Here is a 23,034-nt window from a genome sequence, read left to right as displayed (position 1 = left end):
GGCCGGAAGGTTTCCGGAACAGTGCCGCGATCTCCCGGCACGCTAGGACCACCCGGCGCGGCCGTCAACCTCGGCCGGTGCGGCCGCGACCGGCGTGCCGAGCACCCGGGCCAGCCAGCGCAGCTGCCGCCGCACCTGCACGGCCTCACCGCCCTCGTGCTGGTTGAACGGGTAGACGTGGATCTCCCGGTCCACCGGCTCCGGCCGGCCGTTGGCGGCGCCGTACTGGTTGTAGGCCGCGAACCCGGTGCTCGGTGGACAGACCCGGTCGCGCAGGCCGATCCCGAAGTGCGCGGGCGCGGCCGCCCGGCGGGCGAACGCGACCCCGTCCACGTAGGACAGCGTGCGCCGGACCCGCTCCTCCGCCTCCCGGTCGACCGCCAGGTACTCCGCGATCTCGCCGTACGGCCCGACGTCGGTGATCTCGACGGCGCGCTGGAGGTGGCACAGGAACGGGGCCGTGCTGAGCAGCGCCGCGAGATCGGGGACGAGCCCCGCGACGGCGAGGGCGAGGCCGCCGCCCTGGCTGTTGCCGGCGGCGACGACCCGGGCGGGGTCGACCCCGGCCAGCGCCCGGGCCGCCTGGACGGCGCGCACCGCGTCGGTGATGAGCCGCCGGTAGTGGTAGCCCTGGGGGTCCAGGATGCCCCAGGTCGCCGGCGAGGGTCCGCCGGCCGCGCCGGCGTGCGGATCGGGGGTGTCCCCGCTGCCGTACCGGCCGGACTGGCCCCGGGCGTCCATGAGCAGGTGCGCGTAGCCGGCCACCGGCCAGGTCAGCCGCTCGTGCGGCAGGCCCCGCCCCCGCCCGTAGCCGACGTACTCCACGACCACGGGCAGCGGTGCGTCCACTCCGGCCGGGCGGGTGTACCAGGCCCGGACCGGGTCGCCGCCGAAGCCGGCGAACGTCACGTCCCAGGAGTCGACCAGGCGCAGCTCGGTCGGTTCCGGGCGGACGTCGAGGAGCACGGGACGGGTGGCCTCGGCCGCCAGCGTCGATTGCCAGAAGGCGTCGAAGTCGGCCGGCTCGCGCACCGCGGGCGCGTACCGCCTCAGCTCGTCGAGGGGAAGGTCGAACATGGCCACGACTCCTCGCGCCGGGACGGGCGGCGGTAGCGGTACGGGACGGTGCCCGTCGCCGAAACTTTCGGCGCACGCTAGCACAGAACTCCATGGCTCCCGGCGGCACCGCGACGGCGTCCGTCCATCGCCGGGGGCATCACCGTCGATGCCCCGGAGCGCTCGGCGGTCGGGAAAGCGCTTGTCCCACGCCTCTTGACACATCGACGGGAGGCACTAAAGTTCCCGCAACAAGTATCGCGGCAGTACCGAAAGTTTCGACGCGGAGCGTGCGCCCCGGGCGGGACGGTTGCTGGCCGGAAGCAGGGGGTGCGCATGACCGACCCGGTGCCCGTGGACGGTCCGGTGGTGGCCGTGGACGCCGACGAGAGGCGGGATCGGACCCGCTCGCCGGCCCGACGTACCCCGGCCGCCGCCACCGCGCCGCCGCCCACACCGGTCCGCCGCCGCACCTGGCGCCACGCGGTACGCCGGGACTGGCAGCTCTACTCGCTGGCGATCCTGCCGCTGCTGTTCTTCCTGGTCTTCCGCTACCTGCCGATGCTCGGCAACGTGATCGCGCTCCGGCGGTTCCAGCCGGGCGGCAGCGTCTTCGGCGAGTACTGGGTGGGCCTCCGGTACGTCAGGATGTTCCTCACCGACCCGACGTTCTGGGACGTCTTTGTCAACACCCTGGCGCTGGGTGCGCTGACCCTGCTGTTCTGCTTCCCCCTGCCGATCGTGCTGGCCCTGCTCCTCAACGAGCTGCGCAGCCGCCGGCTCAAGCGGTTCGTCCAGTCGGTGTCCTACCTGCCGCACTTCCTGTCCATCGTGATCGTCGCGGCGATGGTCATGCAGCTGGTCTCCGTCGACGGGACGGTGAACCAGCTCATCCGAGCCGTCGGTGGCGAGGCGGTGCCGTTCCTGCAGCGTGCCGGGTGGTTCCGCAGCATCTACGTCTCCTCGGAGATCTGGCAGACCGTCGGCTGGGGCACCATCCTCTACCTGGCCGCGCTGACCACCATCGACGAGGACCTGTACGAGGCGGCCCGGATCGACGGGGCCAGCCGGTGGCGGCAGACCTGGCACGTGACGATGCCCGGGATCCGGCCCACCATGATGACCCTGCTGATCCTCAACGTCGGCACGTTCATGGCGGTCGGGTTCGAGAAGATCCTGCTGCTGTACAACCCGTTGACCTACCCGACGGCCGACGTGATCTCGACCTACCTGTTCCGGGTCGGCATCGTCTCCAACAACTTCAGCTACGCGGCGGCGATCGGCCTGTTCGAGTCCGTGATCGGGCTGACGCTGGTGCTGTCGGCGAACGCCATCTCCCGACGAGCGGTGGGGACGAGCCTGTGGTGAACGTCGACACGACCGGGCCCACCCCCGCGACCGGCCGCCGCCGCGGTCCCGACACCGGCCGGGGCTACCGGGTCTTCCGGGTGGTCAACGCCATCGTCCTGACCGTGGTCGTGGTGGTGACGCTGTACCCGTTCGTCACCATCGTGGCGCGCTCGCTCAGCGACAACGCGTACATCGTGTCGGGCGAGGTGAACCTGGTCCCGCGCGGGTTCAACGTCGCCGCGTACAAGGCCGTGATGTCCGATCCGACGTTCTGGACGAGCTATCGCAACACGGTGGTGTACACGGCTGTCGCCACGGCCGTCTCACTCGTGCTGACCACCTGCTACGCGTACGTGCTGTCCAAGACGCACCTCAAGGGCCGCAGCGTGCTGGTCGGGATCGCCGTGTTCACCATGTTCTTCAGCGGCGGGCTGATCCCCAACTATGTCCTGGTCACCAGCCTCGGGTTGAAGAACAGCGTGTGGGCCATCGCGCTGCCCAACGCCATCAGCGTGTTCAACCTGCTCGTCATGAAGGCGTTCTTCGAGAGCCTGCCGGTCGAGCTGGAGGAGGCCGCCGCGGTCGACGGGCTGAACACGTACGGCATCCTGCTGCGGATCGTGCTGCCGCTGTCCAAGGCGATGGTCGCCACGATGTTCCTCTTCTACGCCGTCGCCTTCTGGAACTCCTGGTTCGCCGCGTTCCTGTACATGGACCGCATGGACCTGTTCCCGGTGACGGTGTACCTGCGCAACCTCATCGCCGGCGCGACCGACGCGACCTCGACCGCCGGCGGCCTCGGCAGCGCCAGCGACGTCGTGCAGTCCGCCGCCACCATCCAGTCCGTGACCATCGTGCTCACGGTCCTGCCCATCCTGGCGGTCTACCCCTTCATCCAGCGGTACTTCGTCTCCGGAGTCATGCTCGGCGCCGTCAAGGGATAGCCACCGGCACCACCACCCGCACCGCTCCCCCACCCGAAAGGAACTCCCCATGGTCCAGCTATCCCGGCGCCAGTTGCTGGCCGCCGCCGGCGCGGCCGCCGTCGTCTCGATGGCCGGCTGCGGCGACGACCAGGCCGACGAGAAGGACCTCGGCGACAACCGGGCCGGCGCGATGGACGAGTACGGCGTCGGCGACCAGTTCAAGGCCACCGTGCCGGTGTCCTTCTCGATGCTCTACAACAACCACCCGAACTACCCGCTGAAGGACGACTGGCTGTTCTGGTCGGAGCTGTCCAAGCGCACCGGCGTCAAGATCGATCCGGTGGCCGTGCCGCTGAGCGACTACGAGCAGAAGCGCAGCGTCCTGGTCGGCGCCGGTGACGCCCCGTTCATCATTCCCAAGACCTATCACCCGCAGGAGGAGGCGTACGTCTCCTCGGGCGCGATCCTCCCGGTCAGCGACTACCTCGACCTGATGCCGAACTTCAAGGACCGCATCGAGAAGTGGAGCCTCCAGCCGGAGATCGACACGCTGCGGCAGGAGGACGGCAAGTTCTATCTGCTGCCCGGCCTGCACGAGAAGCCCTGGCAGGACTACACCCTCGCGGTCCGGATGGACATCCTGGAGGAGCTCAGGATCCCGGTCCCGCAGACCTGGGACGACGTCTACACCATGCTCAAGGCGATGAAGGCCAGGTACCCGAACGTCTACCCGTTCTCCGACCGGTTCGGCAAGCCCAACCCCGCCGGCAACCTGCTGAACATGCTCGCCCTCGCCTACGGCCTGGAAGGTGCCGGCTGGAACTTCCAGCACACCAGCTGGGACGCGAGCGCCAAGAAGTTCGTCTACACCGGTGCGTCGGAGAAGTACAAGGCGCTCCTGGAGTACCTGCACAAGCTGGTCGCCGAAGGGCTGCTCGACCCGGAGACCTTCACCCAGACCGACGACCAGGCCCGCCAGAAGCTGGCCAGCGGCAAGTCATTCGTGATCAGCAGCAACGCCCAGACCCTGGTCAACGACTACCGGAAGGACATGGCCACGACGCTGCCGGACGCGCGGATGGCCAAGATCCCGTTCCCGATCGGGCCGGCCGGACCGATGAACCCGGCGCCCCGGCTCGAAAACGGCATCATGATCTCCAAGAAGGCCCGGGACAGCAAGAACTTCGTGGCGATGATGCAGTTCATCGACTGGCTCTGGTATTCGGACGCCGGCCAGGAGTTCGCCAAGTGGGGTGTCGAGGGCACCACCTACACCAAGGACTCGTCCGGCAAGCGCACCCTCGCCGCCGATGTCGACGTCATCGGGCTCAACCCCAAGGGAACGAAGCACCTGCAGAAGGACTTCGGCTTCTACAACGGCATCTTCGCCTACGGCGGCCCCCTCGAGCTGGTCCAGTCCTTCTTCTCGCCCGAGGAGATGGAGTTCCAGAAGGTGCTCAACGCGCGCCCGAACCACGCGGTCGCGCCGCCGCACCCGCTCAGCGACGCCGAACGCGAGCAGGTGACCCTCTGGGAGACGCCGCTGAAGGACTACGTCTACGCGAACACGCTGAAGTTCATCCTGGGCCAGCGCGCCCTCGGCGAGTGGGACGCGTACGTCAACGAGCTCAACGGCAAGAACATGGGCTCCTACGTGGACGTCGTCAACAAGGCGTACGACCGCTACCAGAAGAACCACGGCTGACCACCGCCGGCCGCAGGGCGGAGGAGACGGGCATGCGGATCGTCGTGCCGGATCAGGCCACGGGCCGGCTGGGCGATGCCTGGCGCGCCTGCGTCGGCACCGGCCGGTTCGACCTCGCCCTGCGGCGGGACCACCAGGACTCGCTGGCGCTGATCCAGCGCGCGATCGGCTTCCGGCACATCCGCGGCCACGGGCTGCTGAGCGACGGCACGGGTGTCCACCGGCCTTACGAGTACCGCCGGGCACGGCACGTGCGCCACGCGTTCACGTACGTCGACCAGGTGGTCGACACCTACCTCGAACTCGGCATCCGCCCCTTCCTGGAGCTGGGTTTCATGCCCTCCGGCCTCGCCTCCGGTGACCAGACGGTGTTCTGGTGGCGCGGCAACGTCACCCCGCCACGGTCCTGGAGCGAGTGGGTGGACCTGGTCCGGGCCACGATCACCCACCTCGTCGACCGCTACGGGCTCGACGAGGTCCGCGGCTGGCCGATCGAGGTGTGGAACGAACCCAATCTCACCCACTTCTGGCAGGGCGCGGACGAGGCCGCCTACCACCGGCTGTACGAGGTGACCGCGCACGCCGTGAAGGAGGTCGACGCCGACCTCCAGGTCGGTGGCCCGGCACTCTCCCCCGGCGCCGACGAATGGCTGCCCCGCTTCGCCGACTTCGTCGCCGCCCGGTCGGTGCCGATCGACTTCGTCAGCAAGCACGCCTACACCTCCGGGCCGGCCCAGCACGTGCCGTTCGGGGTGCATCAGACGCTGACCCCCGCCTCCCGGCTGCTGGAGCAGTTCGCCACCCCGCGCGAACTGCTGCGCGACACCGCCCTGGCGGGGCTGCCCGTGCACATCACCGAGTTCAACTCCTCCTACCGGCCGGACAACCCGATCCACGACACCGCATTCCACGCCGCGTACCTCGCCCCGGTGGTGACCGCCGGCGGGGACCTGGTCGACTCCTTCTCCTACTGGACCTTCAGCGACATGTTCGAGGAGGAGGGGGTGCCGACCTCGCTGTTCCACGGCGGCTTCGGCCTGCTCACCCACCGCCAGGTCAAGAAGCCGACCTACCACCTGTACGCCTTCCTGGCCCGGATGGGTGACCAGGTCCTCGCGCGCGGCCCGGATCACCTGGCCACCCGCGACTCCACCGGCCGGATCACGGTGCTGGCCTGGGCGCCCGTGGACGTCACCGGCCGCGAGCCGGTCCCCGAGGTCCACACGGTGCGGCTGTCCCTGCCGCTGCCGTCGCCCGGGGCGACCTCCGCCTTCCTGCTGCGCTCGTCGGTCAGCGAGGAGGCGGGCAACGCCTGGCGGGCGTGGTGCGAGATGGGGCGGCCGCGCTCCCCGCACGCTCGCCAGCTGAACGCCCTGCGGGAGGCGGCCGAGCCCGCGCGGCGGCACGCGAACCTGCCGATCGTGGCCGGCCGCGTCGCGCTCGACCTGCACCTCTCCCGGCACGAGGTGACCCTGGCCGAGATCACCGCCGTCACTGACGAGACCCCGCCGTGGTGGGCGGACGAGCGGCTGCTCGGCCAGGCCGCCGGAGAGGAGTCGGCATGAGTGAGGTCGTGCGGGCCCGGCGCCAGTTCGGCGACGGTCCGCTGTCCCGCGCCGCGGCGCTGATCTACATCCTGCTGGTGGTGGAACTGCTGCTGCTGGTCACCACCGCGCCCGGCCTGGTCGCGCTCGCGCTGCTGGATCGGGACGTCAGCAACCTTCCGCTGGTCGCGGCCTGCGCGGTCCCGCTCGGACCCGCTCTCTCCGCCGCGTTCTACACGCTGCACCACCAGCGCCCGGACCTGACCGACCTGCGCCCCGCGCGGGTCTTCTGGCGCGGCTATCGGACCAACCTCCGGGACGCCCTGCTGATCTGGATTCCGCTGCTGCTGTGGCTGACCGTCATCGCCGTCAACCTCGCCCACCTGTCGGCCGCGGCCCTGCCCCGCTGGTGGGCGGTGCCGCTGGTGCTGGTCGGGGCGGGCGCGGCCCTGGTCGGCCTCAACGCGCTGGTGATCACCTCGTTGTTCGCCTTCCGGGTGCGGGACGTCATCCGGCTGGCCCGGTTCTTCGTCCTGCGTGCCCCCGTCGGCACGCTGGGCGTCGCCGGCCTGCTGGCCGCGGCGGCCGCCCTGGTGCTGGTCACCTCGGAGGCGCTGCTGGTGGCGCTGGGCGCGGTGCTGGTGCTGGCCCTGCTGCGTGGCAGCGACCCGATGATCGCCATGATCCGGAACGAGTTCACCGCGTGAGCCTCCCGGTCACCGCCAAGGTGCCCTTCGGTGGGGACTACAACCCCGAGCAGTGGCCCGAGCCGGTGTGGGACCAGGACTACCAGCTCTTCGACCTGGCCCGGATCGATCTCGTCACCCTGGGCGTCTTCGACTGGGCGCTGACCCAGCCCGCCCCGGACGTCTGCGACTTCACGCTGCTCGACCGCATCGTGGCGCGCGCGACCGCCGAGGGCCGGAGGATCTGCCTGGCGACCGGAACGGGCGCCCACCCGGCGTGGCTGGCCCGCGCCCATCCCGAGGTGACGCGCACGGACTTCGAGGGACGGCGGCACGGGTTCGGCCAGCGGCACAACTCGTGCCCCAGTTCCCCGGTGTTCCGCCGGCTCTCCGCCGAGCTGGCCCAGCGGGTCGCCCGGCGCTACGCCGCGAACCCGTCGATCGTCGCGTGGCACGTCGGCAACGAGTACGGCGGCGCCTGCTACTGCCCCCAGTGCGCCGCGGGCTTCCGGGACTGGCTGCGCCGGGGGTACGGCACGCTGGAGGCGCTCAACGCGGCCTGGTACACCACCTTCTGGTCGCACACCTTCACCGACTGGGACCAGATCGAGCCGCCGTCGGCCCTCACCGAGCACTGGCGGGGGCCGGACCACACGGCCTTCCCGGGGATCACCCTGGACTACCGCAGGTTCATGTCCGACGCCATGCTGGCCAACTACCTCCACGAGAAGGCGGCGATCCGGGAGGCCAGCCCGAGCGTTCCGGTCACCACCAACTTCATGGGCATGTACCGGCCGATCGACTACCACCGCTGGGCGCCCCACCTCGACTTCGCCTCGTGGGACAACTATCCCCCGGACGACAGCTCACCGTCCTGGATGGCCCTGACCCACGACCTGATGCGCGGGCTCAAGGACGGCCAGCCGTTCTGGCTGATGGAGCAGACCCCGAGCCACACCGCCTGCCGGGACGTGAACCCGCTGAAACGGCCGGGCGTGCTGCGGCTGTGGAGCTGGCAGGCGGTGGCACACGGCGCGGACGCGGTGCTGTTCTTCCAGCTGCGCGCCTCGCGGGGGGCCAGCGAGAAGTACCACGGCGCGGTCATCGGCCACTCGGGCCGGTCGGACACCCGGGTGTTCCGGGAGGTCGCACAGCTCGGCGCCGAGTTCGACCGGCTCGGCGCGGCGACGCTGGGCGCGCGGACCCCGGCCCGGGTCGCGCTGCTGTTCGACTGGGACAGCTGGTGGGCGCTGGAGATCTCCGACGGCCCTTCCCGGCTGGTCCGCTACCAGCAGATGGTGCTGGCCTACCACCGGGCGCTCTGGGACGCGGGGGTCGACATCGACGTGGTCGCGGTGACGGCGGACCTGTCCCGCTACGACGTGGTCGTCGCGCCGGCGCTGCACATGGTCAAGGGCGACCTCCCGCAGCGGCTCGCGGAGGTGGCCGAGCGGGGCGGCTCGGTGCTGACGACGTTCCTGTCGGGGCGGGTGGACGAGAACGACAACGCCTTCCTGATGGATGTGCCCGGCCCGCTCGGGCGGCTCATGGGCGTGCGCGTCGACGAGTGGGACGCCCGCGCACCGGGATTCGTCAACCCAGTGCTCCTGCGGGCCGACGCCGACCGGGTCGAGGTGGCCGCACGGCTGCTGTTCGAGCTGGTGATCCCCGAGGGGGCCGAGGTCCTGGGCACCTACCAGGACGACTTCTACGCCGGCACCCCGGCCGTCACCAGGAACGCCTTCGGCGCCGGTGACGGCTGGTACGTGGGGGCCGGGCTGGATCAGGAGGGGGTGTCCTGGGTGGTCCGGCGGGTACTCGACCGGCACGGCCTGGCCGGACCGTACGCGGACGTGCCGGATCTGGAGTCCGCCGTGCGGGTCACCCCGGGCGGGGCGCGACTTCGTTTCCTGCTCAACCACCGGGCCGAGCCCGTCGAGGTGGCCGCCTGCGGCGGTGGTGTCGACCTGCTCAGCGGCGACCGGATCGAGGGCGGGCAGGCGGTCCGGCTCGGCCCGCGGGAGGTCCTGGTGGTCCGTGCGGACGCATGAGGCCGCCGCCATCGGCCCGCTCGACCCGGTAGGTGCGGTGAACACGGCCAGGTCGGACGGTGTGCACGCCGCCTGGCTGCCGCCGGAGGCGTTCGGCGCCATCGGTGCGAGGCACAGTCTGGTCTGCGGCGACGGCGTGCTCGTCGACACGGTCCGCGACGAGATCTCCCGAGCCTGCGCCCGGTACGGCGGCAGCACCGACCGGCCCCCGCCGCGGCCGGCGTCCCCCGACCGGCCGGCCGCGGGCACCCCGTACGACCTGGTGCTCGCGCTGGTCCCGGCCGCCCTCCTGCCGGTCACCGCGGCCGCGGTCCAGGTCGGGTACCAGCGGCGCCACGGGGCCGGCGCGCTCGGCGAGGAGGGTTTCCTGCTGGCCCGGCACGCCGAGGTCACGGTGGTGCTGGCCGAGGCGCCCGCCGGCCTGCTCTACGGCCTGTTCCACCTGGTCCGGCTCGGCGAGTCGGCGTTCGGCCTGACTCGCCCGACGGAACTGCACCGCCCGGCCGTGCGGCTGCGCATGCTCGACCACTGGGACAACGTCGACGTGCACCCGGTGACGGGGCAGGTCGAGCGCGGCTACGCCGGCGGATCCATCTTCTGGCGGGACGGCGCCCGGCGCGACGACCTGACCCGGGTCGGCGCCTATGGGCGACTGCTGGCCGCCTGCGGCGTCAACGCGGTCTCGGTGAACAACGTGAACGTCCATGCCACCGAGGCGCGCCTGCTGACCGACGGGCTCGGCGACGTCGCCGCGATCGCGGACGTCCTGCGGCCGTACGGGATCCGCGTGCACCTGTCGGTCAGCTTCGCCGCACCCGTCGCCCTCGGCGGCCTACCGACCGCGGATCCTCTGGTCGACGGCGTGCGGACGTGGTGGGCCGACACCACCCGGGACGTGTACGAGAGCATCCCCGACTTCGGCGGCTACGTGGTGAAGGCGGACTCCGAGGGGCAGCCGGGCCCGTTCGCGTACGGGCGCAGCCACGCCGACGGCGCGAATCTCCTCGCCGACGCGCTGGCGCCGTTCGGGGGCGTGGTGCACTGGCGGGCCTTCATCTACGACCACCGCCAGGACTGGCGCGACCGGTCGACCGACCGGGCCCGCGCCGCCCACGACCACTTCACGCCCCTCGACGGGCGGTTCCGCGACAACGTGATCCTGCAGGTGAAGCACGGGCCCATGGACTTCCAGCCGAGGGAGCCGGTGTCCCCGGTGCTCGCGGCCATGCCGAACACCCGGCTGGCGGTGGAGTTCCAGGCGACCCAGGAGTACACCGGCCAGCAGCGGCACGTCTGTTACCTGGCTCCCTGGTGGAGCGAGGTGCTCGGGTTCGCGCCGTGGGGCGACGGCGGGCCGACGGTCGCCGACGTGGCGGCCGGCGGCGGGTTGGTGGGGGTTTCCAACGTGGGCGACGACCCGTTCTGGACCGGGCACCCGCTCGCGCAGGCGAACCTGTACGCGTTCGGCCGGCTGGCCTGGGATCCCCGCCTGGATCCGGTGGCGGTGCTCGACGAGTGGATCGACCTCACCTTCGTGCGGCCGGCGCCGGGCTGTCCCGGGCCGGTGCGCCGGGCGCTGCACGCGATCATGGACGACTCGTGGCGGACCTACGAGCGCTACACCGCGCCGCTGGGCGTCGGCTTCATGGTCCGCCCCGGTCACCACTACGGCCCCGACGTGGACGGCTACGAGTACACCCCCTGGGGCACCTACCACTTCGCCGATCGGGACGGCGTGGGCGTCGACCGCACTCGGACCTCGGGCACCGGATTCACGGGGCAGTTTCCGCCGCCGTGGCGCGACGTGTACGAGTCACCCGACCGGTGCCCCGACGAGCTGCTGCTCTTCTTCCACCACGTGCCGTACGGGCACCTGCTGCACGACGGGTCCACCGTCATCCAGCACATCTACGACACCCACTTCGCCGGGTACGAGCAAGTGGTCACCATGCGGCGGCGGTGGGAGGGGCTCGCCGGGCGGCTCGACCCGGGGGTGTACGACCGGGTGCGCGAACGCCTCGACGAACAGCTGCGCTGCGCGCAGGAGTGGCGGGACCAGGTCAACGCCTACTTCTTCCGCAAGTCCGGGGTGCCGGACGCCCGAGGACGGCCCATCCACTGAGCGTGTGCCGGTCCGCCGGGCGTCTACGGGGGACGCCCGGCGGACCGACCTCACCTGATCTCGGTCGTCGTCCAGCGCGGAGCGTCGGTGGTGACCGGCACGGTGTCACCGACCAGGGTGGTCAGCGCCTCCGTGTCCCGGCGGGCGCTCGTGCCGATCCAGAGTTCGACGTCGCCGGGCTCCACGACCCGGGTGAGCGTGCGGTCGGAGAAGGCCAGGCGAGTGGTGGGGACCGTCAGCTCGACGGTGACCGACTGGCCCGGGGCCAGGTGGACCCGCCGGTAGCCGAGCAGTTGCGCCACCGGCCGGGTCACCGAGGCCACCAGGTCACGGCCGTAGAGCTGGACCACGTCGTCGCCGGCCACCGCGCCGGTGTTCGTCACGCGCACCGTCACGTGCACCGCCCCGTCGGTCGGTGCCGTCGCCGGCGCGCCGAGGCCGGTGTGCGCGAACGTCGTGTACGACAGGCCGTGGCCGAACTCCGCCGCGGGGGTCGCCGGCAGGTTGGTCACCTCGCTGCCCTCGCCGAGCGCGGGGTGCAGGTAGGAGTACGGCTGCGCCCCCGCCGAGCCGGGCAGGCTGACCGGCAGCTTGCCCGACGGGTTGACCCGCCCGGACAGCACGCCCGCGATCGCTCCGGCTCCCTCCTCGCCGGGGAAGAACGCCTGCGCCACCGCAGCGCAGCGCGACAGCGCCCAGCCGATCGCGTACGGCCGGCCGGTGAGCAGCACGAGGACGACGGGGGTGCCCGTGGCCAGCACGGCCTCCACGAGCTCGCGCTGGACTCCGGGCAGCTCCAGGTCCTCCCGGTCGCAGCCTTCGCCGACCGTGCCACGCCCGAAGAGGCCGGCGTGATCCCCGACGACCAGGACGGCGACGTCCGCGGCGGACGCGACGGCGACCGCCTCGTCGAAACCGGACCGGTCGTCGCTGTCCACGTCGCAGCCGCTCGACCAGGTGACGAGATCGGCGCCGACCTCGGCACGCAGTGCGTCGAGGACCGTCGGCACCTCGATGCCGGTCTCGACGCCGGGGTGCTGGACGAGCACGTGGTTGAGGAAGGAGTAGCACCCGAAGAGCGCGGCCTGCCGGTCCGCGTTGGGACCGATGACCGCCACGCGCCGGCCCGCGGGCAGCGGAAGGACGCCCTGGTTGGCGACCAGGACGACCGACTCCTCGGCGAGGCGGCGGGCGATCGCCCGGTGCTCCGGCGAGTCGAGGTCGACCGCCCGGGGCGGCTCGTCGCTGAACGTGGCGTCGAGCAGCCCGAGTTCCAGCTTCTCGCGCAGGACCCGCAGCACCGCCCGGTCGATGAGCGCTTCGTCGAGCTTGCCGGCCCGCACCTGCTCGCGCAGGGTCAGATAGGCGTCGCCCGTCGGGAGTTCGACGTCGACTCCCGCGGCCAGCGCCTGCGCGGCCGCCCCCGCGTGGTCGGCCGCGACGTGGTGCAGCAGGTTCAGGAAGGCGACACCGTAGTAGTCGGACACCACCGTGCCGTCGAAGCCCCAGCTGTCCCGCAGCACGCCGGTCAGCATCGTCGGATCGGCGGCCACGGGCACGCCGTCGATCTCGGTGTAGGAGTGCATGACGCTGCGCGCGTTCCCGTCGAGGATCGCCATCTCGAACGGCGGGAACAGCACGTCGGCGAGCTCCCGAGGGCCGGCGTGCACCGGGGCGAAGTTGCGCCCGGCGCGCGACGCGGAGTAGCCGGCGAAGTGCTTCAGCGTGGCGTGGACGCCCTGCGACTGGAGGCCGCGCACGTACGACGTGCCGATGGTGCCGACCAGGTAGGGGTCCTCGGCGATGCACTCGTCGACCCGGCCCCAGCGCGGGTCCCGGATCACGTCGAGCACCGGGGCGAGGCCCTGGTGGATGCCCAGCGCCCGCATCGAGGCCCCGATCGCCGCGGCCATCTCGGTGACGAGCTCGGGGTCGAACGCGGCGCCCCAGCCCAGCGGGGTGGGGAAGGTGGCCGCCTTCCACGCCGAGAGCCCGGTGAGGCACTCCTCGTGGACGATCGCCGGGATGCCCAGCCTGGTGCCCGTCACCAGGTCCCGCTGGAATCTCCACAGCCAGGCCGCGCGGGCCGCGGCGTCGACCGGGCGGGTGCCGTAGACCCGGGTGAGATGGCCGAGTCCGTGCCGGGCGAAGTCCTCGAGCTTGACGTCGTCGCCGAACTCGCCCTGCAGGGGTGCGACCGCCTCGCCGTCCTCCTTCTCCCAGAAGCCGACGAGCTGCGCGACCTTCTCCTCGATCGTCATCCGGCCGAGCAGGTCACGGACGCGCGCCTCGCCGGTGTGTCCGTCCGGCCGATCGTGGTCGGGAGTTGCCTGGGCCGGCGCCGGCCCGCCCACCACCGCGTGGACCTCAGTCATGCTGTGCCTTTCCTTTGATTGTGCTGGTACCGCTGTCGCTCAGCCCTTGACCGCGCCCTGCAGGCCACCGACGATCTGCTTCTCCGCGAGGGTGAAGAAGAACAGCGCCGGCAGCATCGCCAGGGACGTGAAGGCGAGGACGCCCGCGGTGTCGGTGGAGAACTGGCTCGAGAAGTTCTGCACCCCCAGCGGCAGGGTGTGCAGGCTGACATCGCCGAGGACGAGCAGCGGCAGCAGGAACGCGTTCCAGCTCGCCACGAACGCGAGGACGCCGACGGTGACGAGCGCGGGCCGCGACAGCGGCAGCGCGATGCGCCAGAGGAAGCCGAGCCGGCTCGCGCCGTCGATCGCCGCGGCGTCCTCCAACTCGCGGGGGATGGCGGACAGGAAGGGTCGCAGGATCACGATCGTCAGCGGCAGCTGGAAGGCGACCTGCGGGAGGATCACGGCGTAGTAGGAATTGATCAGGTTCAGGTCTCGCAGCATCAGGTAGAGCGGCAGGATCGCCGCCCCGGCCGGGAAGAGCAGGCCGAGCGTGAAGAAGGTGTAGAGCCCCTCCCGCCCCCGGAAGGTGTACCGGGCCAGCACGAATGCGGCGGCCATGCCGAGCACCACGACGCCGAGCGTGGTGCCGAGGGCGATCACCCCGCTGTTGAACGCCTGCTGCCAGAACTTGCCCTGCGTCAGCACCCGGGTGTAGTTGTCGAGGACCCACGGGTCGGGCAGGCCGGCCGGGTCGTCGACGATCTGCGGGGTGGTGCGGAAACCGCCGACGATCACGTAGAGGATCGGGGTGATCGACACGGCCGCGACCGCGAGTGCCAGCGCGTACGTGAGCGGGGTGCCCCACGACATCGGCCGGCGTTCGGCGGACGGGGAATGAACGAGGTTCGTGGCCACGGTCAGTTCGCCCTTCTGGTGATGGCGCCCTCGATGTCCCGGCGGAGGATGAAGCGCTGGAACAGCAGCGCCGCGACGAACGAGATGACGAAGAGGATCACGGCGACCGCGTTGCCGTAGCCCCACAGTCGGGCGAAGAACCCGTTGTCCACCATGTACGTCGCCATGGTTCCGGAGGCCCCGAGCGACCGCACCGCGGGCACCGAGGTCACCCAGATCACGTCGAAGACCTGCAGCGAACCGATCATCGACAGGAACATCCAGATCCGGATCGTCGGCCCCAGCAGCGGGAGGGTGACGTGGCGCTGGGTCTGCCACCAGCTCGCGCCGTCGATCGCGGCGGCCTCGGTCAGCTCGTGCGGCACGTTCGACAGGCCGGCGAGCAGGAGGATGATGGCGAAGCCGACGTACTTCCAGGTGAGGACGAACAGCAGCGTCCAGATGACGACGTCGAGGTCGGCGAGCCAGGCCTGCACGAGGCTGCCCAGTCCCAGGGACCGCAGCAGCGCGTCGACCGTGCCACCCTCGGCCAGGATCAGCTTCCACATGATGCCGACGGTGACCTCGGCGAGCACGTAGGGCACGAACACCAGCAGGCGGAACACCGAGCGCCCGCGGAAGCGGCGGTTGAGCAGCAGGGCGATGCCCAGGGCGACGGGGCCCTGGATCAGCAGCGACCCGAACACGATGATCGCGTTGTTGCGCAACGCGTCGAGGAAGATCGGGTCCTGGAAGGCGAGCGTGTAGTTCTTGAAGCCGATGTACTCGGTGGGGGGCCCGACCCCACGCCACCGGTAGAGGCTGTAGTAGACCGCGAAGCCCATCGGCACCAGCACGAACATCACGTAGACGACGAGCGCCGGCGTCGTGAGCCCGATGATCTCGTACCACTTACGGCGGGTCTCGGCCCGGCGGGAGGACGAGCCCCCGGCGGGCCGGTGACCCGCCGGCGGCGCGGACACGCCGCCGGCGGGGAACCGGGTTTGGTCGGTGGAGGTCACTTGCTTGCGGCTGCCTTCATCCCCGCGACGACCTTCTCCGGCGTCCCCTTGCCCGAGAAGATGCCGACGATCCCGTCGTTCATCGCGGTGCCGACGGTGCTGCCGTAGGCCGTGTCGAGCCAGAGCTGGACGTAGCTCGCCTCGGACGTGGCCTGCAGGATGGACTTCAGGGCCGGGTCCTGGATGCCGGCCTCCGCGCCCTTGACGACGGGGAGCCCGGTGCCGGTCTCGGCGTAGCCCTTCTGCACCTCGGGGCTGGCGATGTACTTGAGGAACTCGACGCACTCGGCCGGGGCCTTCTTCGAGCAGGCGAACCCGTCGCCGCCGCCGAGGGCCGCCTTGGGGTCACCGGCGGAACCGGAGATCGCCGGAACGGGGAACCAGCCGAGGAACTTGGCGAGCTTGGCCTTGTCCGTGGCGACGTTGTCCAGGGTGCCCCGGTTCCAGTCGCCCATCAGCTCCATCGCGGCCTTGCCGTTGGCGAGCAGGCCGTTGGCGCTGGTCGGGTCGTTCTGGCCGGGCGTGGCGATGAAGTTGTTCTGGAACGGCTTGGTGTCGATGAAGGCCTTCAGGTCCTGGCCGGCCTTCACGAAGCACGGGTCGTCGAAGACCTTCTCCTTGGACGCCTTCTTCAGGGTGTCGATCGAGCAGTCGCGCAGCGCGAAGTTGTACCACCAGTGGGCGGCGGGCCACTTGTCGCCGGCGCCCACGGCGATCGGGGTGACGTTGATGGCCTTGAGCTTCGTGACCGCGGCGTTGAGTTCTTCGAACGTGGTCGGCGGCGCGCTGATGCCCGCCTGGGCGAACATGTCCTTGTTGTACCAGATGCCCTCGATGCCCATGCGGAACGGCAGGCCGTACTGCTTGCCGTTCACCTGCCAGATCTCGGCCGCGCTGCCGATGTTGGCGACCTCGGTCTTGACCTGGTCGGTGAGGTCCTTGAGGTAGTCGGCCTCGACCTGCTCGACCATCTCGCCGCCACCCCACGTCATGAAGACGTCCGGCGGGTCGTTGCTCAGCAGCGCGGCGGGGATCCGGGTGCGCTGCAGCTGGTTGGTCTCGATCGCCTCGATCTCGATCTTGACGGTCGGGTGGAGCGCGGAGAAGTCCTTGGCGACCTTCTCCCAGTAGGTCTTGCCCGGCCCGTCCTGGGGGGCGTTGTGCCACCAGGTCAGGGTCACGGGGTTCTTGTACAGCTCACCCTCGCTGGACGTCCCCTCGTCGCCGCCGCTGTTGCAACCAGCGACGACGAGAGCGCTTGCCATAAGTAGTGCCAGGGCGGCACCTGCACGCCGCTTCGTCGCCATCGATTTTCTCCTCTGTCAGGCAGTCGCGGTACTCGGCCTGCGGGGAGTTTTACAGCCGTGAAAGGGGGTGTCAATCGGTATCGATAACGTTTTCGAGTCACTGCTGACCGCACCCACGCGGCGGCTCTATCATCGTCGGGTGGTCTTCCCCGAGCGCGTCAAGATGTCGGACGTGGCACGTACCGCCGGCGTCTCGGTGGCAACGGTATCGAAGGTTGTGAATGGTCGCTACGGCGTGGCCCAGGCGACGGTGGAGCGCGTCCAGCAGGTCATCCACGAGCTGGGCTACGAGGCCAGCCTGGGGGCGCAGAGCCTGCGCAGCCACCGCACGAACGTGCTGGGCATCCTGGTCGCCGAGTTCGAGCCGTTCTCGACCGAACTGCTCAAGGGGGCGTCCCGGGAGGTCGCCGGCAGCGGGTACCAGCTGTTGGCCTACTCGAGCGGCGACGGCGAGGGTGCCGCCATAGGCTGGGAACGGCGCTCGCTGGCCCGCCTGTCCGGAACCCTCATCGACGGCGCCGTGATCGTCACGCCGACCGTGATCGAGACCAAGCACGGCTTCCATGTCGTGGCCGTCGACCCCCATACCGGCCCATCCGGCCTGCCCACCGTCGACTCGGACAACTTCGCCGGCGCCGTGCTCGCCACCAACTACCTGCTCTCGCTCCGCCACCGCCGCATCGGGCACATCAGCGGGCGCCCCGACCTCGAGTCGGCGCGCCTGCGCGAGGCGGGCTTCCGCAAGGCCATGGCCGACGCCGACGTGGCGGTCGACGAGAGGATCGTGCGCGTCGGCGGGTTCCGGACCGAGACCGCCGCCGGTACGGCCGCGGAGCTGCTCTCGCTCCCGGACCGGCCGACGGCGATCTTCGCGGGCAACGACCTCTCGGCGATCTCCACGATGGACGTCGCCCGCGGCATGGGCCTCGCGGTGCCCGACGACCTGTCCGTCATCGGCTTCGACAACGTCCCGGAGTCGGCGCTGGTGAACCCCCCGCTGACGACGATCATGCAACCGCTGCAGCGCATGGGCGCCGAGGCGTTGCGCCTGCTCATCGACCTGATCGCCGGCGTCGAGCGCGACACGCACATCCGGCTCCCCACCGAGCTGGTCGTCCGGGCCTCCTGCCGCCCCTACCGCTGACGCCGCGGCCCGAGGTCCACCCGAGGGAAGTCGCACCGGATCGGCGGTCGGTGGGAGTCAGGGGACCAGCGGGGCGGCGCTGTCGCGGACGACGAGCTGGGTGGCCAGCTCGACCCGGGGGCTCTCGATCCGCTCCCCCTGGGCCAGGCGCAGCACCGTGCGCGCGGCGAGCAGGCCCATCTTCGCCAGGGGCTGCCGGACGGTTGTCAGCGGTGGGGAGCACCACCGGACCTCCGGCAGGTCGTCGAAGCCGACGACGCTGACGTCGTCGGGCACCCGCAGGCCGCGTCGCCGGACGGCCTCGTAGACCCCGAGGGCCATCTGGTCACTGGCGGCGAAGATCGCGGTGGGCGGGTCGGGCAGGCGCAGCAGGTGGGTGCCGGCGGCGAAGCCGGCCTCGTGGTAGAAGTTGCCCGGCTGGATCAGCTCCTCGTCCACGGTGAGGCCGGCGGTCTCCAGCGCCGCCCGGTAGCCGTCCAGACGCACCCGGCTGCACATCAGCTGCGGCGGCCCGGCGATGAAGCCGATCCGCCGGTGACCGAGACCGAGCAGGTACTCGGTCGCGCGCAGGCTGCCCACCCAGTTGGTCGCCCCGATGGTGTGCGCCTCCTGCGGGGGCACACCGGCGGGGTCGACGATGACGACGGGGATGTTGAGGCGGCGCAGCTCGGCCTGCAGCGGCGGCTCCAGGGTGGAGGTCACGAAGATGACCCCCTCGGTGGAGCGGGTGCGCAGGTTGTCCAGCCACTGCCGGGCCGACGAGCTGCGCCGGTGGATCGCGGAGACCACGGTGCCGATGCCGGCCGCGTGCGCGACGTCCTCGACCCCGCGGATGATCTCGACCGCCCAGGGGCTGTCCAGGTCGTTGAAGACCAGGTCGATCAGACCGGAGCTGGGCCGCATGCTCGGCCGGCGGCGGCGGTAGCCGTGCCGGGTCAGCAGCTCCTCGACCCGTTCCCGGGTCCGCGGCGCGACGTCGGAGCGACCGTTGACCACCCGCGACACCGTGGGCACCGAGACGCCCGCCAGCCGCGCGATCGCCGCGATGGTGACTTTCCGGGAGCCTTCCGAGGCCACCGGTCGCCCTTTCGTCCAGGGACTTTCGGTCTGATGCCGGTACTTTCGATCGGTTGAGGGCACGTTATGACCTGCCACGATCCGGGTCAAGGCCCTGCCGTGCCCGGTCGTCCCCCACCGGGACCCCGTGAACGGACCGGCCGGCGCCGCCCTCCGATGGTTGACGAGGGGGATCGACGCTCGTATTGTTCCGGCTCAGTTACCGGAAGTTTGCGCGAAAGTATCGGACCGGCCGCGCACCTACCACGGTTTCCCGCACCGTCCCTCTGATCGGCGTCCGGCGCGCCACCCGCGTGCGTCCGCGCCCCCTGGATCGACGTCCCGGTCGACCCGTTCCCCACCGGAGGAAAACCCATGAAACTGCGACGATGGATAGCCGCCGGCGCGGTCGCCCTGGCCACCGCCGCCACCCTCAGCAGTGCGCCGGCCACGGCGGGCCGCCCGTACGACCCGGCCGACCAGAGCCTGCGCAACCTCGCGCTGCGCCACGGCCTGGCCGTCGGCACGGCCGTCGACATGGCCGCCCTCGACGACCCCGCCGACCCGAGGTACCGCCAGCTCGCGGCGTCGGAGTTCTCGACGGTCACCGCCGAGAACGTGATGAAGTGGGAAAGCCTGGAGCCGACCCGCGGCACCTACAACTGGGAGCCGGCCGACCGGCTCCTCGCGTTCGCCAAGCAGAACAACCAGCGCGTACGCGGGCACGTCCTCGTCTGGCACAACCAGCTGCCCGGCTGGCTGACCGCCGGCGTGGCCGACGGCTCCATCAGCGACACCGAGCTGCGCGACATCCTGCGCCGGCACATCACCGCCGTGGTCACCCATTTCAAGGGCCGGATCTGGCAGTGGGACGTGGTCAACGAGGCGGTCAGTGACCCCTGGGACACCCCGTCGACCCTGCACTACAAGGGGTTCTGGGCCCAGCACCTGGGGCCCGGCTACATCGCCGACGCCTTCCGCTGGGCCCGCGCGGCCGACCCGCACGCCCTGCTGTTCTACAACGACTACAACATCGAGGCGTTCGGCTCACGCGACCCGGCCAACGACAAGACCCAGTTCGTGTACGACATGGCCAAGAGCCTGCTCGCCCAGCGCGTGCCGATCGACGGCATCGGCAGCCAGGGCCACCTCGGCACCCAGTACGGCAACTTCGACACCCTCCAGGTCGCCGAGGCGCTGCGGAAGTTCGCCGGGCTCGGGCTGGCCACCGCGTTCACCGAGGTCGACGTGCGCAGCCAGCTCACCGAGGGAGTTCAGGCGGGCGACTCGAACGAGATCAACCCGCGCTTGCAGGCCTCGGCCGCGAACTTCAGCGTGCTGCTGCAGGCCTGCCTGGCCGAGCGGCACTGCCTGTCGTTCACCGTCTGGGGATTCACCGACAAGCACTCCTGGGTGCCCGGCTGGTTCACCGACCCGCCGGAGGGCCTGGCCACCATCTACGACGAGAACTACCAGCCCAAGCGGGCGTACCAGGAGATGAGGGCCGACCTGATCTACAGCGGGCCACCGTACGTCCTGCCGCGCCTCCCGCAGCGGCCGCGCCGCTAGGCGCAGCGTCCGGGCGGGGCCGGTCGGTCGACCGGCCCCGCCCCGCGCCGTTCCGGGTCGCTCAGCGGTGCTGGCCGGCGCGGAGCATCTCGATGGTCTTCGTGACGCGCTGCGCCCGGGTGGCCTCCCGCTTGGCCTCGGTGACCCAGCGGACGAACTCCTTGCGGTGCGAGGGGGCCAGCGCCCCGAACGCCGTCTGCGCCTGGGGATCACCGGCGAGGGCGGCGGCCAGGTCGTCGGGCACCTCGACGCCACGGGCCTCCGCGTCGAGGGCGATGGCGACCTCGTACGTCGCCCCGATGCTCACGCCCGCCTGCGCCCGCGCCGCACGTGACAACCCGATCAGGTTCTCCCCGCCCATCCGGGCCAGCCGCAGCGGGAGCGTCACCCCGTTGACATCCACGCGCACGGGGAACGTCCGCCGCCCCTCCCCCACGACCGACACCTGCTCGTCGGACAGCACGAACGCTCCGGCCGGACCGCGCTGCTCCAACGTCAACGTCAACGCGAGGGTCCCGGTCATGACGTCATCGTAGTCGGCAGCACGCCGGCCGGCGATCAACGGACGGCAATCCCGGCGATCGATGGCTACCGTCATGGCCATGGCCGACGCCGTGACCGCCCGCCCCACCGCCCGTGCCCGCTCCTGGTGGGGCTGGGGCTGGGCGGACGAACACCCCGACGACGCCGAATGCGTGGCGATGGGAGCCCTCCTCCCCGGTACGCTCCCGCGCCCACTGCCCGTCCCTCGGGTCGCCGACCTGCGGATCGACCGGCCCGCCGTCGAGCCGCCGCCGAGCCTCGCGCAGCTGGTCACCGCCGACCCCGGGGCGCGCGCCGCGCACGCCATGGGCAAGGCGTACCGGGATGTCATCCGCGCCCTGCGCGGCCGGCCGGCGCGGATACCGGACCTGGTCGCCCGGCCGGGCAACGACCAGGACGTGGCCGACCTCCTGGAGTGGGCCGGCGACCGCGGCGTTGCCGTGATCCCCTACGGCGGGGGCTCCTCGGTGACCGGCGGCGTGGAGTACCGCGGCGACGCGCACCGGGCGGTGGTGTCCCTCGACCTGACCGCGCTGGACCGGGTGCTGGAGGTCGACACCGTCAGCCGGGCCGCCCGCATCCAGGCCGGCGTTCTCGGCCCGGCACTGGAGGACCAGCTCAGGCCGCACGGCTTGACGCTGCGGCACTTCCCGCAGAGCTTCGAGTTCTCCACCCTCGGCGGCTGGCTCGCCACCCGGGCCGGCGGTCACTACGCCACGGTCCACACGCACATCGACGACTTCGTACAGTCCCTGCGACTGGTCACCCCGGCCGGCGCCGGCACGTCGTGGCAGGTGCCCGCCTCCGGCGCCGGACCGTCCCCCGACCGGCTGTTCCTCGGTTCGGAAGGCACCCTGGGCGTCATCACCGAGGCGTGGATGCGCCTGCAGGACCGCCCCCGCCACCGGGCCTCCGCGTCGGTGCGTTTCGCCGACTTCGCCGCCGCGCTGCGGGCGGTTCGTACGATCGCCCAGTCCGGCCTCACCCCCGCCAACTGCCGCCTGCTCGATGCCGGCGAGGCCGCCCTGTCCGGCGCTGCCCGGGACGGCTCGTCCGTCCTCGTCCTCGGCTTCGAGTCGGCCGCCGTGCCGGTGGACGCCGCTCTCGCCCAGGCGCTGGACCTGGCTCGCGCGCACGGCGGCACGCCCTCCTCGGGCGGTCGGGGCGACGACGCGGTCGGCGCCTGGCGCTCGGCGTTCCTCCGGATGCCGTACCTGCGCGACGGCCTCGCCCGGATGGGGGCCGTCGTCGAGACCTTCGAGACGGCCGCCACCTGGAAACGGCTTCCCGCGCTGATCGACGCCGTCCGCGACGAGGTGGGCGCCGCCGCGCGCGAGGCCACCGGGCATCCCGCCGCCGTCAACTGCCGCCTCACCCACGTCTATCCCGACGGAGCCGCGCCCTACTTCACGGTTCTGGCCGGCGGCCGGGCGGGCGACGAGGTCGCCGTGTGGGACCACCTCAAGGACGTGGCGACCGACGTCCTCCACCGCCATCACGCCACCATCACCCACCACCACGCCGTCGGCCGCGACCACCGCCCCGGCTACGACCGGCAGCGCCCCGAACCGTTCGCCCTGGCCCTGCGCGCCGCGAAGGCCGCGCTCGACCCGCACGGGATCCTCAACCCCGGCGTGCTCGTGGACTGACCCGCGGTACCTGGCGACGGTACCCGGAGCCCGGCCGCACCTACCCGTCG

At 71.4% G+C, this 23,034-nt stretch carries 17 protein-coding genes; 10 read left to right on the top strand and 7 right to left on the bottom strand.

Features of this window, described 5'->3' with window-relative positions:
* Positions 1-42 precede the first annotated feature (42 nt).
* On the bottom strand, positions 43-1,077 hold the full coding sequence (locus ACQP12_RS16960) for an acetylxylan esterase (protein WP_433280024.1): 1,035 nt from the start codon (positions 1,075-1,077) through the stop codon (positions 43-45).
* Between the two features lie 315 nt (positions 1,078-1,392).
* On the opposite strand from ACQP12_RS16960, the gene ACQP12_RS16955 reads away from it, so the two are divergent.
* The 7 genes from ACQP12_RS16955 to ACQP12_RS16925 are packed head-to-tail and all read left to right on the top strand — an operon-like array spanning position 1,393 to position 11,440.
* Complete coding sequence (locus tag ACQP12_RS16955) at positions 1,393-2,424, top strand: ABC transporter permease (RefSeq protein WP_433280022.1); 1,032 nt, start codon at positions 1,393-1,395, stop codon at positions 2,422-2,424.
* Positions 2,421-3,350: a carbohydrate ABC transporter permease gene (locus ACQP12_RS16950; RefSeq protein ID WP_433280020.1), complete on the top strand. Its 930-nt coding sequence runs from the start codon at positions 2,421-2,423 to the stop codon at positions 3,348-3,350. The genes ACQP12_RS16955 and ACQP12_RS16950 overlap by 4 nt, the downstream gene beginning before the upstream one ends.
* A gap of 49 nt (positions 3,351-3,399) precedes the next feature.
* Complete coding sequence (locus ACQP12_RS16945; protein ID WP_433280018.1) at positions 3,400-5,037, top strand: ABC transporter substrate-binding protein; 1,638 nt, start codon at positions 3,400-3,402, stop codon at positions 5,035-5,037.
* 32 nt (positions 5,038-5,069) lie between these two features.
* Positions 5,070-6,602: a GH39 family glycosyl hydrolase gene (locus ACQP12_RS16940; protein WP_433280016.1), complete on the top strand. Its 1,533-nt coding sequence runs from the start codon at positions 5,070-5,072 to the stop codon at positions 6,600-6,602.
* On the top strand, positions 6,599-7,288 hold the full coding sequence (locus ACQP12_RS16935) for a DUF624 domain-containing protein (RefSeq protein WP_433280014.1): 690 nt from the start codon (positions 6,599-6,601) through the stop codon (positions 7,286-7,288). Before ACQP12_RS16940 ends, ACQP12_RS16935 begins: the two co-directional genes overlap by 4 nt.
* The gene (locus ACQP12_RS16930; protein WP_433280012.1) at positions 7,285-9,318 is read left to right on the top strand and encodes a beta-galactosidase; all 2,034 of its coding nucleotides are present in this window, start codon (positions 7,285-7,287) and stop codon (positions 9,316-9,318) included. Before ACQP12_RS16935 ends, ACQP12_RS16930 begins: the two co-directional genes overlap by 4 nt.
* A complete protein-coding gene (locus ACQP12_RS16925; protein ID WP_433280010.1) occupies positions 9,305-11,440 on the top strand; it encodes an alpha-glucuronidase in 2,136 nt (711 codons plus the stop codon). Before ACQP12_RS16930 ends, ACQP12_RS16925 begins: the two co-directional genes overlap by 14 nt.
* Before the next feature lie 50 nt (positions 11,441-11,490).
* Here the strand turns inward: ACQP12_RS16925 and ACQP12_RS16920 are convergent, their stop codons facing one another.
* The 4 genes from ACQP12_RS16920 to ACQP12_RS16905 are packed head-to-tail and all read right to left on the bottom strand — an operon-like array spanning position 11,491 to position 16,981.
* A complete protein-coding gene (locus ACQP12_RS16920) occupies positions 11,491-13,815 on the bottom strand; it encodes a beta-glucosidase family protein (protein WP_433280008.1) in 2,325 nt (774 codons plus the stop codon).
* A gap of 39 nt (positions 13,816-13,854) precedes the next feature.
* Positions 13,855-14,721 (bottom strand): carbohydrate ABC transporter permease, encoded by an 867-nt coding sequence (locus ACQP12_RS16915; protein WP_357950831.1) that lies wholly within the window; start codon positions 14,719-14,721, stop codon positions 13,855-13,857.
* Complete coding sequence (locus tag ACQP12_RS16910; protein ID WP_357950759.1) at positions 14,718-15,716, bottom strand: carbohydrate ABC transporter permease; 999 nt, start codon at positions 15,714-15,716, stop codon at positions 14,718-14,720. The genes ACQP12_RS16915 and ACQP12_RS16910 overlap by 4 nt, the downstream gene beginning before the upstream one ends.
* Positions 15,713-16,981, bottom strand: a complete 1,269-nt coding sequence (locus ACQP12_RS16905; protein ID WP_433280006.1) for an extracellular solute-binding protein — start codon at positions 16,979-16,981, stop codon at positions 15,713-15,715. The genes ACQP12_RS16910 and ACQP12_RS16905 overlap by 4 nt, the downstream gene beginning before the upstream one ends.
* Before the next feature lie 205 nt (positions 16,982-17,186).
* On the opposite strand from ACQP12_RS16905, the gene ACQP12_RS16900 reads away from it, so the two are divergent.
* Positions 17,187-18,167 (top strand): LacI family DNA-binding transcriptional regulator, encoded by a 981-nt coding sequence (locus ACQP12_RS16900; protein WP_433289303.1) that lies wholly within the window; start codon positions 17,187-17,189, stop codon positions 18,165-18,167.
* Between the two features lie 57 nt (positions 18,168-18,224).
* On the opposite strand, the gene ACQP12_RS16895 is transcribed toward ACQP12_RS16900, so the two are convergent.
* The gene (locus tag ACQP12_RS16895; RefSeq protein ID WP_433280004.1) at positions 18,225-19,244 is read right to left on the bottom strand and encodes a LacI family DNA-binding transcriptional regulator; all 1,020 of its coding nucleotides are present in this window, start codon (positions 19,242-19,244) and stop codon (positions 18,225-18,227) included.
* Positions 19,245-19,598: 354 nt separating this feature from the next.
* Between ACQP12_RS16895 and ACQP12_RS16890 the strand changes: the two genes are divergently transcribed.
* Positions 19,599-20,792: an endo-1,4-beta-xylanase gene (locus ACQP12_RS16890; protein ID WP_433280002.1), complete on the top strand. Its 1,194-nt coding sequence runs from the start codon at positions 19,599-19,601 to the stop codon at positions 20,790-20,792.
* A gap of 61 nt (positions 20,793-20,853) precedes the next feature.
* Here the strand turns inward: ACQP12_RS16890 and ACQP12_RS16885 are convergent, their stop codons facing one another.
* Positions 20,854-21,315, bottom strand: coding sequence for a YdeI/OmpD-associated family protein (locus ACQP12_RS16885; protein ID WP_433280000.1), 462 nt, complete (start codon positions 21,313-21,315; stop codon positions 20,854-20,856).
* A 79-nt stretch (positions 21,316-21,394) separates the two neighbouring features.
* On the opposite strand from ACQP12_RS16885, the gene ACQP12_RS16880 reads away from it, so the two are divergent.
* A complete protein-coding gene (locus ACQP12_RS16880) occupies positions 21,395-22,984 on the top strand; it encodes an FAD-binding oxidoreductase (RefSeq protein WP_433279998.1) in 1,590 nt (529 codons plus the stop codon).
* The last annotated feature ends 50 nt before the right edge of the window (positions 22,985-23,034 follow it).

The organism is Micromonospora sp. CA-244673 (genome assembly GCF_050948395.1).
Taxonomy (GTDB): domain Bacteria; phylum Actinomycetota; class Actinomycetes; order Mycobacteriales; family Micromonosporaceae; genus Micromonospora.
The sequence above is the reverse complement of the archived record's forward strand: the minus strand, read 5'-3'. Positions and strand labels throughout refer to the sequence as shown.

Coding starts and splice junctions, on each gene's coding strand:
- ACQP12_RS16960 (WP_433280024.1), bottom strand. CDS start 1,077: ATGTTCGACCTTCCCCTCGACGAGCTGAGGCGGTACGCGCCCGCGGTG.
- ACQP12_RS16955 (WP_433280022.1), top strand. CDS start 1,393: ATGACCGACCCGGTGCCCGTGGACGGTCCGGTGGTGGCCGTGGACGCC.
- ACQP12_RS16945 (WP_433280018.1), top strand. CDS start 3,400: ATGGTCCAGCTATCCCGGCGCCAGTTGCTGGCCGCCGCCGGCGCGGCC.
- ACQP12_RS16940 (WP_433280016.1), top strand. CDS start 5,070: ATGCGGATCGTCGTGCCGGATCAGGCCACGGGCCGGCTGGGCGATGCC.
- ACQP12_RS16935 (WP_433280014.1), top strand. CDS start 6,599: ATGAGTGAGGTCGTGCGGGCCCGGCGCCAGTTCGGCGACGGTCCGCTG.
- ACQP12_RS16920 (WP_433280008.1), bottom strand. CDS start 13,815: ATGACTGAGGTCCACGCGGTGGTGGGCGGGCCGGCGCCGGCCCAGGCA.
- ACQP12_RS16905 (WP_433280006.1), bottom strand. CDS start 16,981: ATGGCAAGCGCTCTCGTCGTCGCTGGTTGCAACAGCGGCGGCGACGAG.
- ACQP12_RS16900 (WP_433289303.1), top strand. CDS start 17,187: ATGTCGGACGTGGCACGTACCGCCGGCGTCTCGGTGGCAACGGTATCG.
- ACQP12_RS16890 (WP_433280002.1), top strand. CDS start 19,599: ATGAAACTGCGACGATGGATAGCCGCCGGCGCGGTCGCCCTGGCCACC.
- ACQP12_RS16885 (WP_433280000.1), bottom strand. CDS start 21,315: ATGACCGGGACCCTCGCGTTGACGTTGACGTTGGAGCAGCGCGGTCCG.
- ACQP12_RS16880 (WP_433279998.1), top strand. CDS start 21,395: ATGGCCGACGCCGTGACCGCCCGCCCCACCGCCCGTGCCCGCTCCTGG.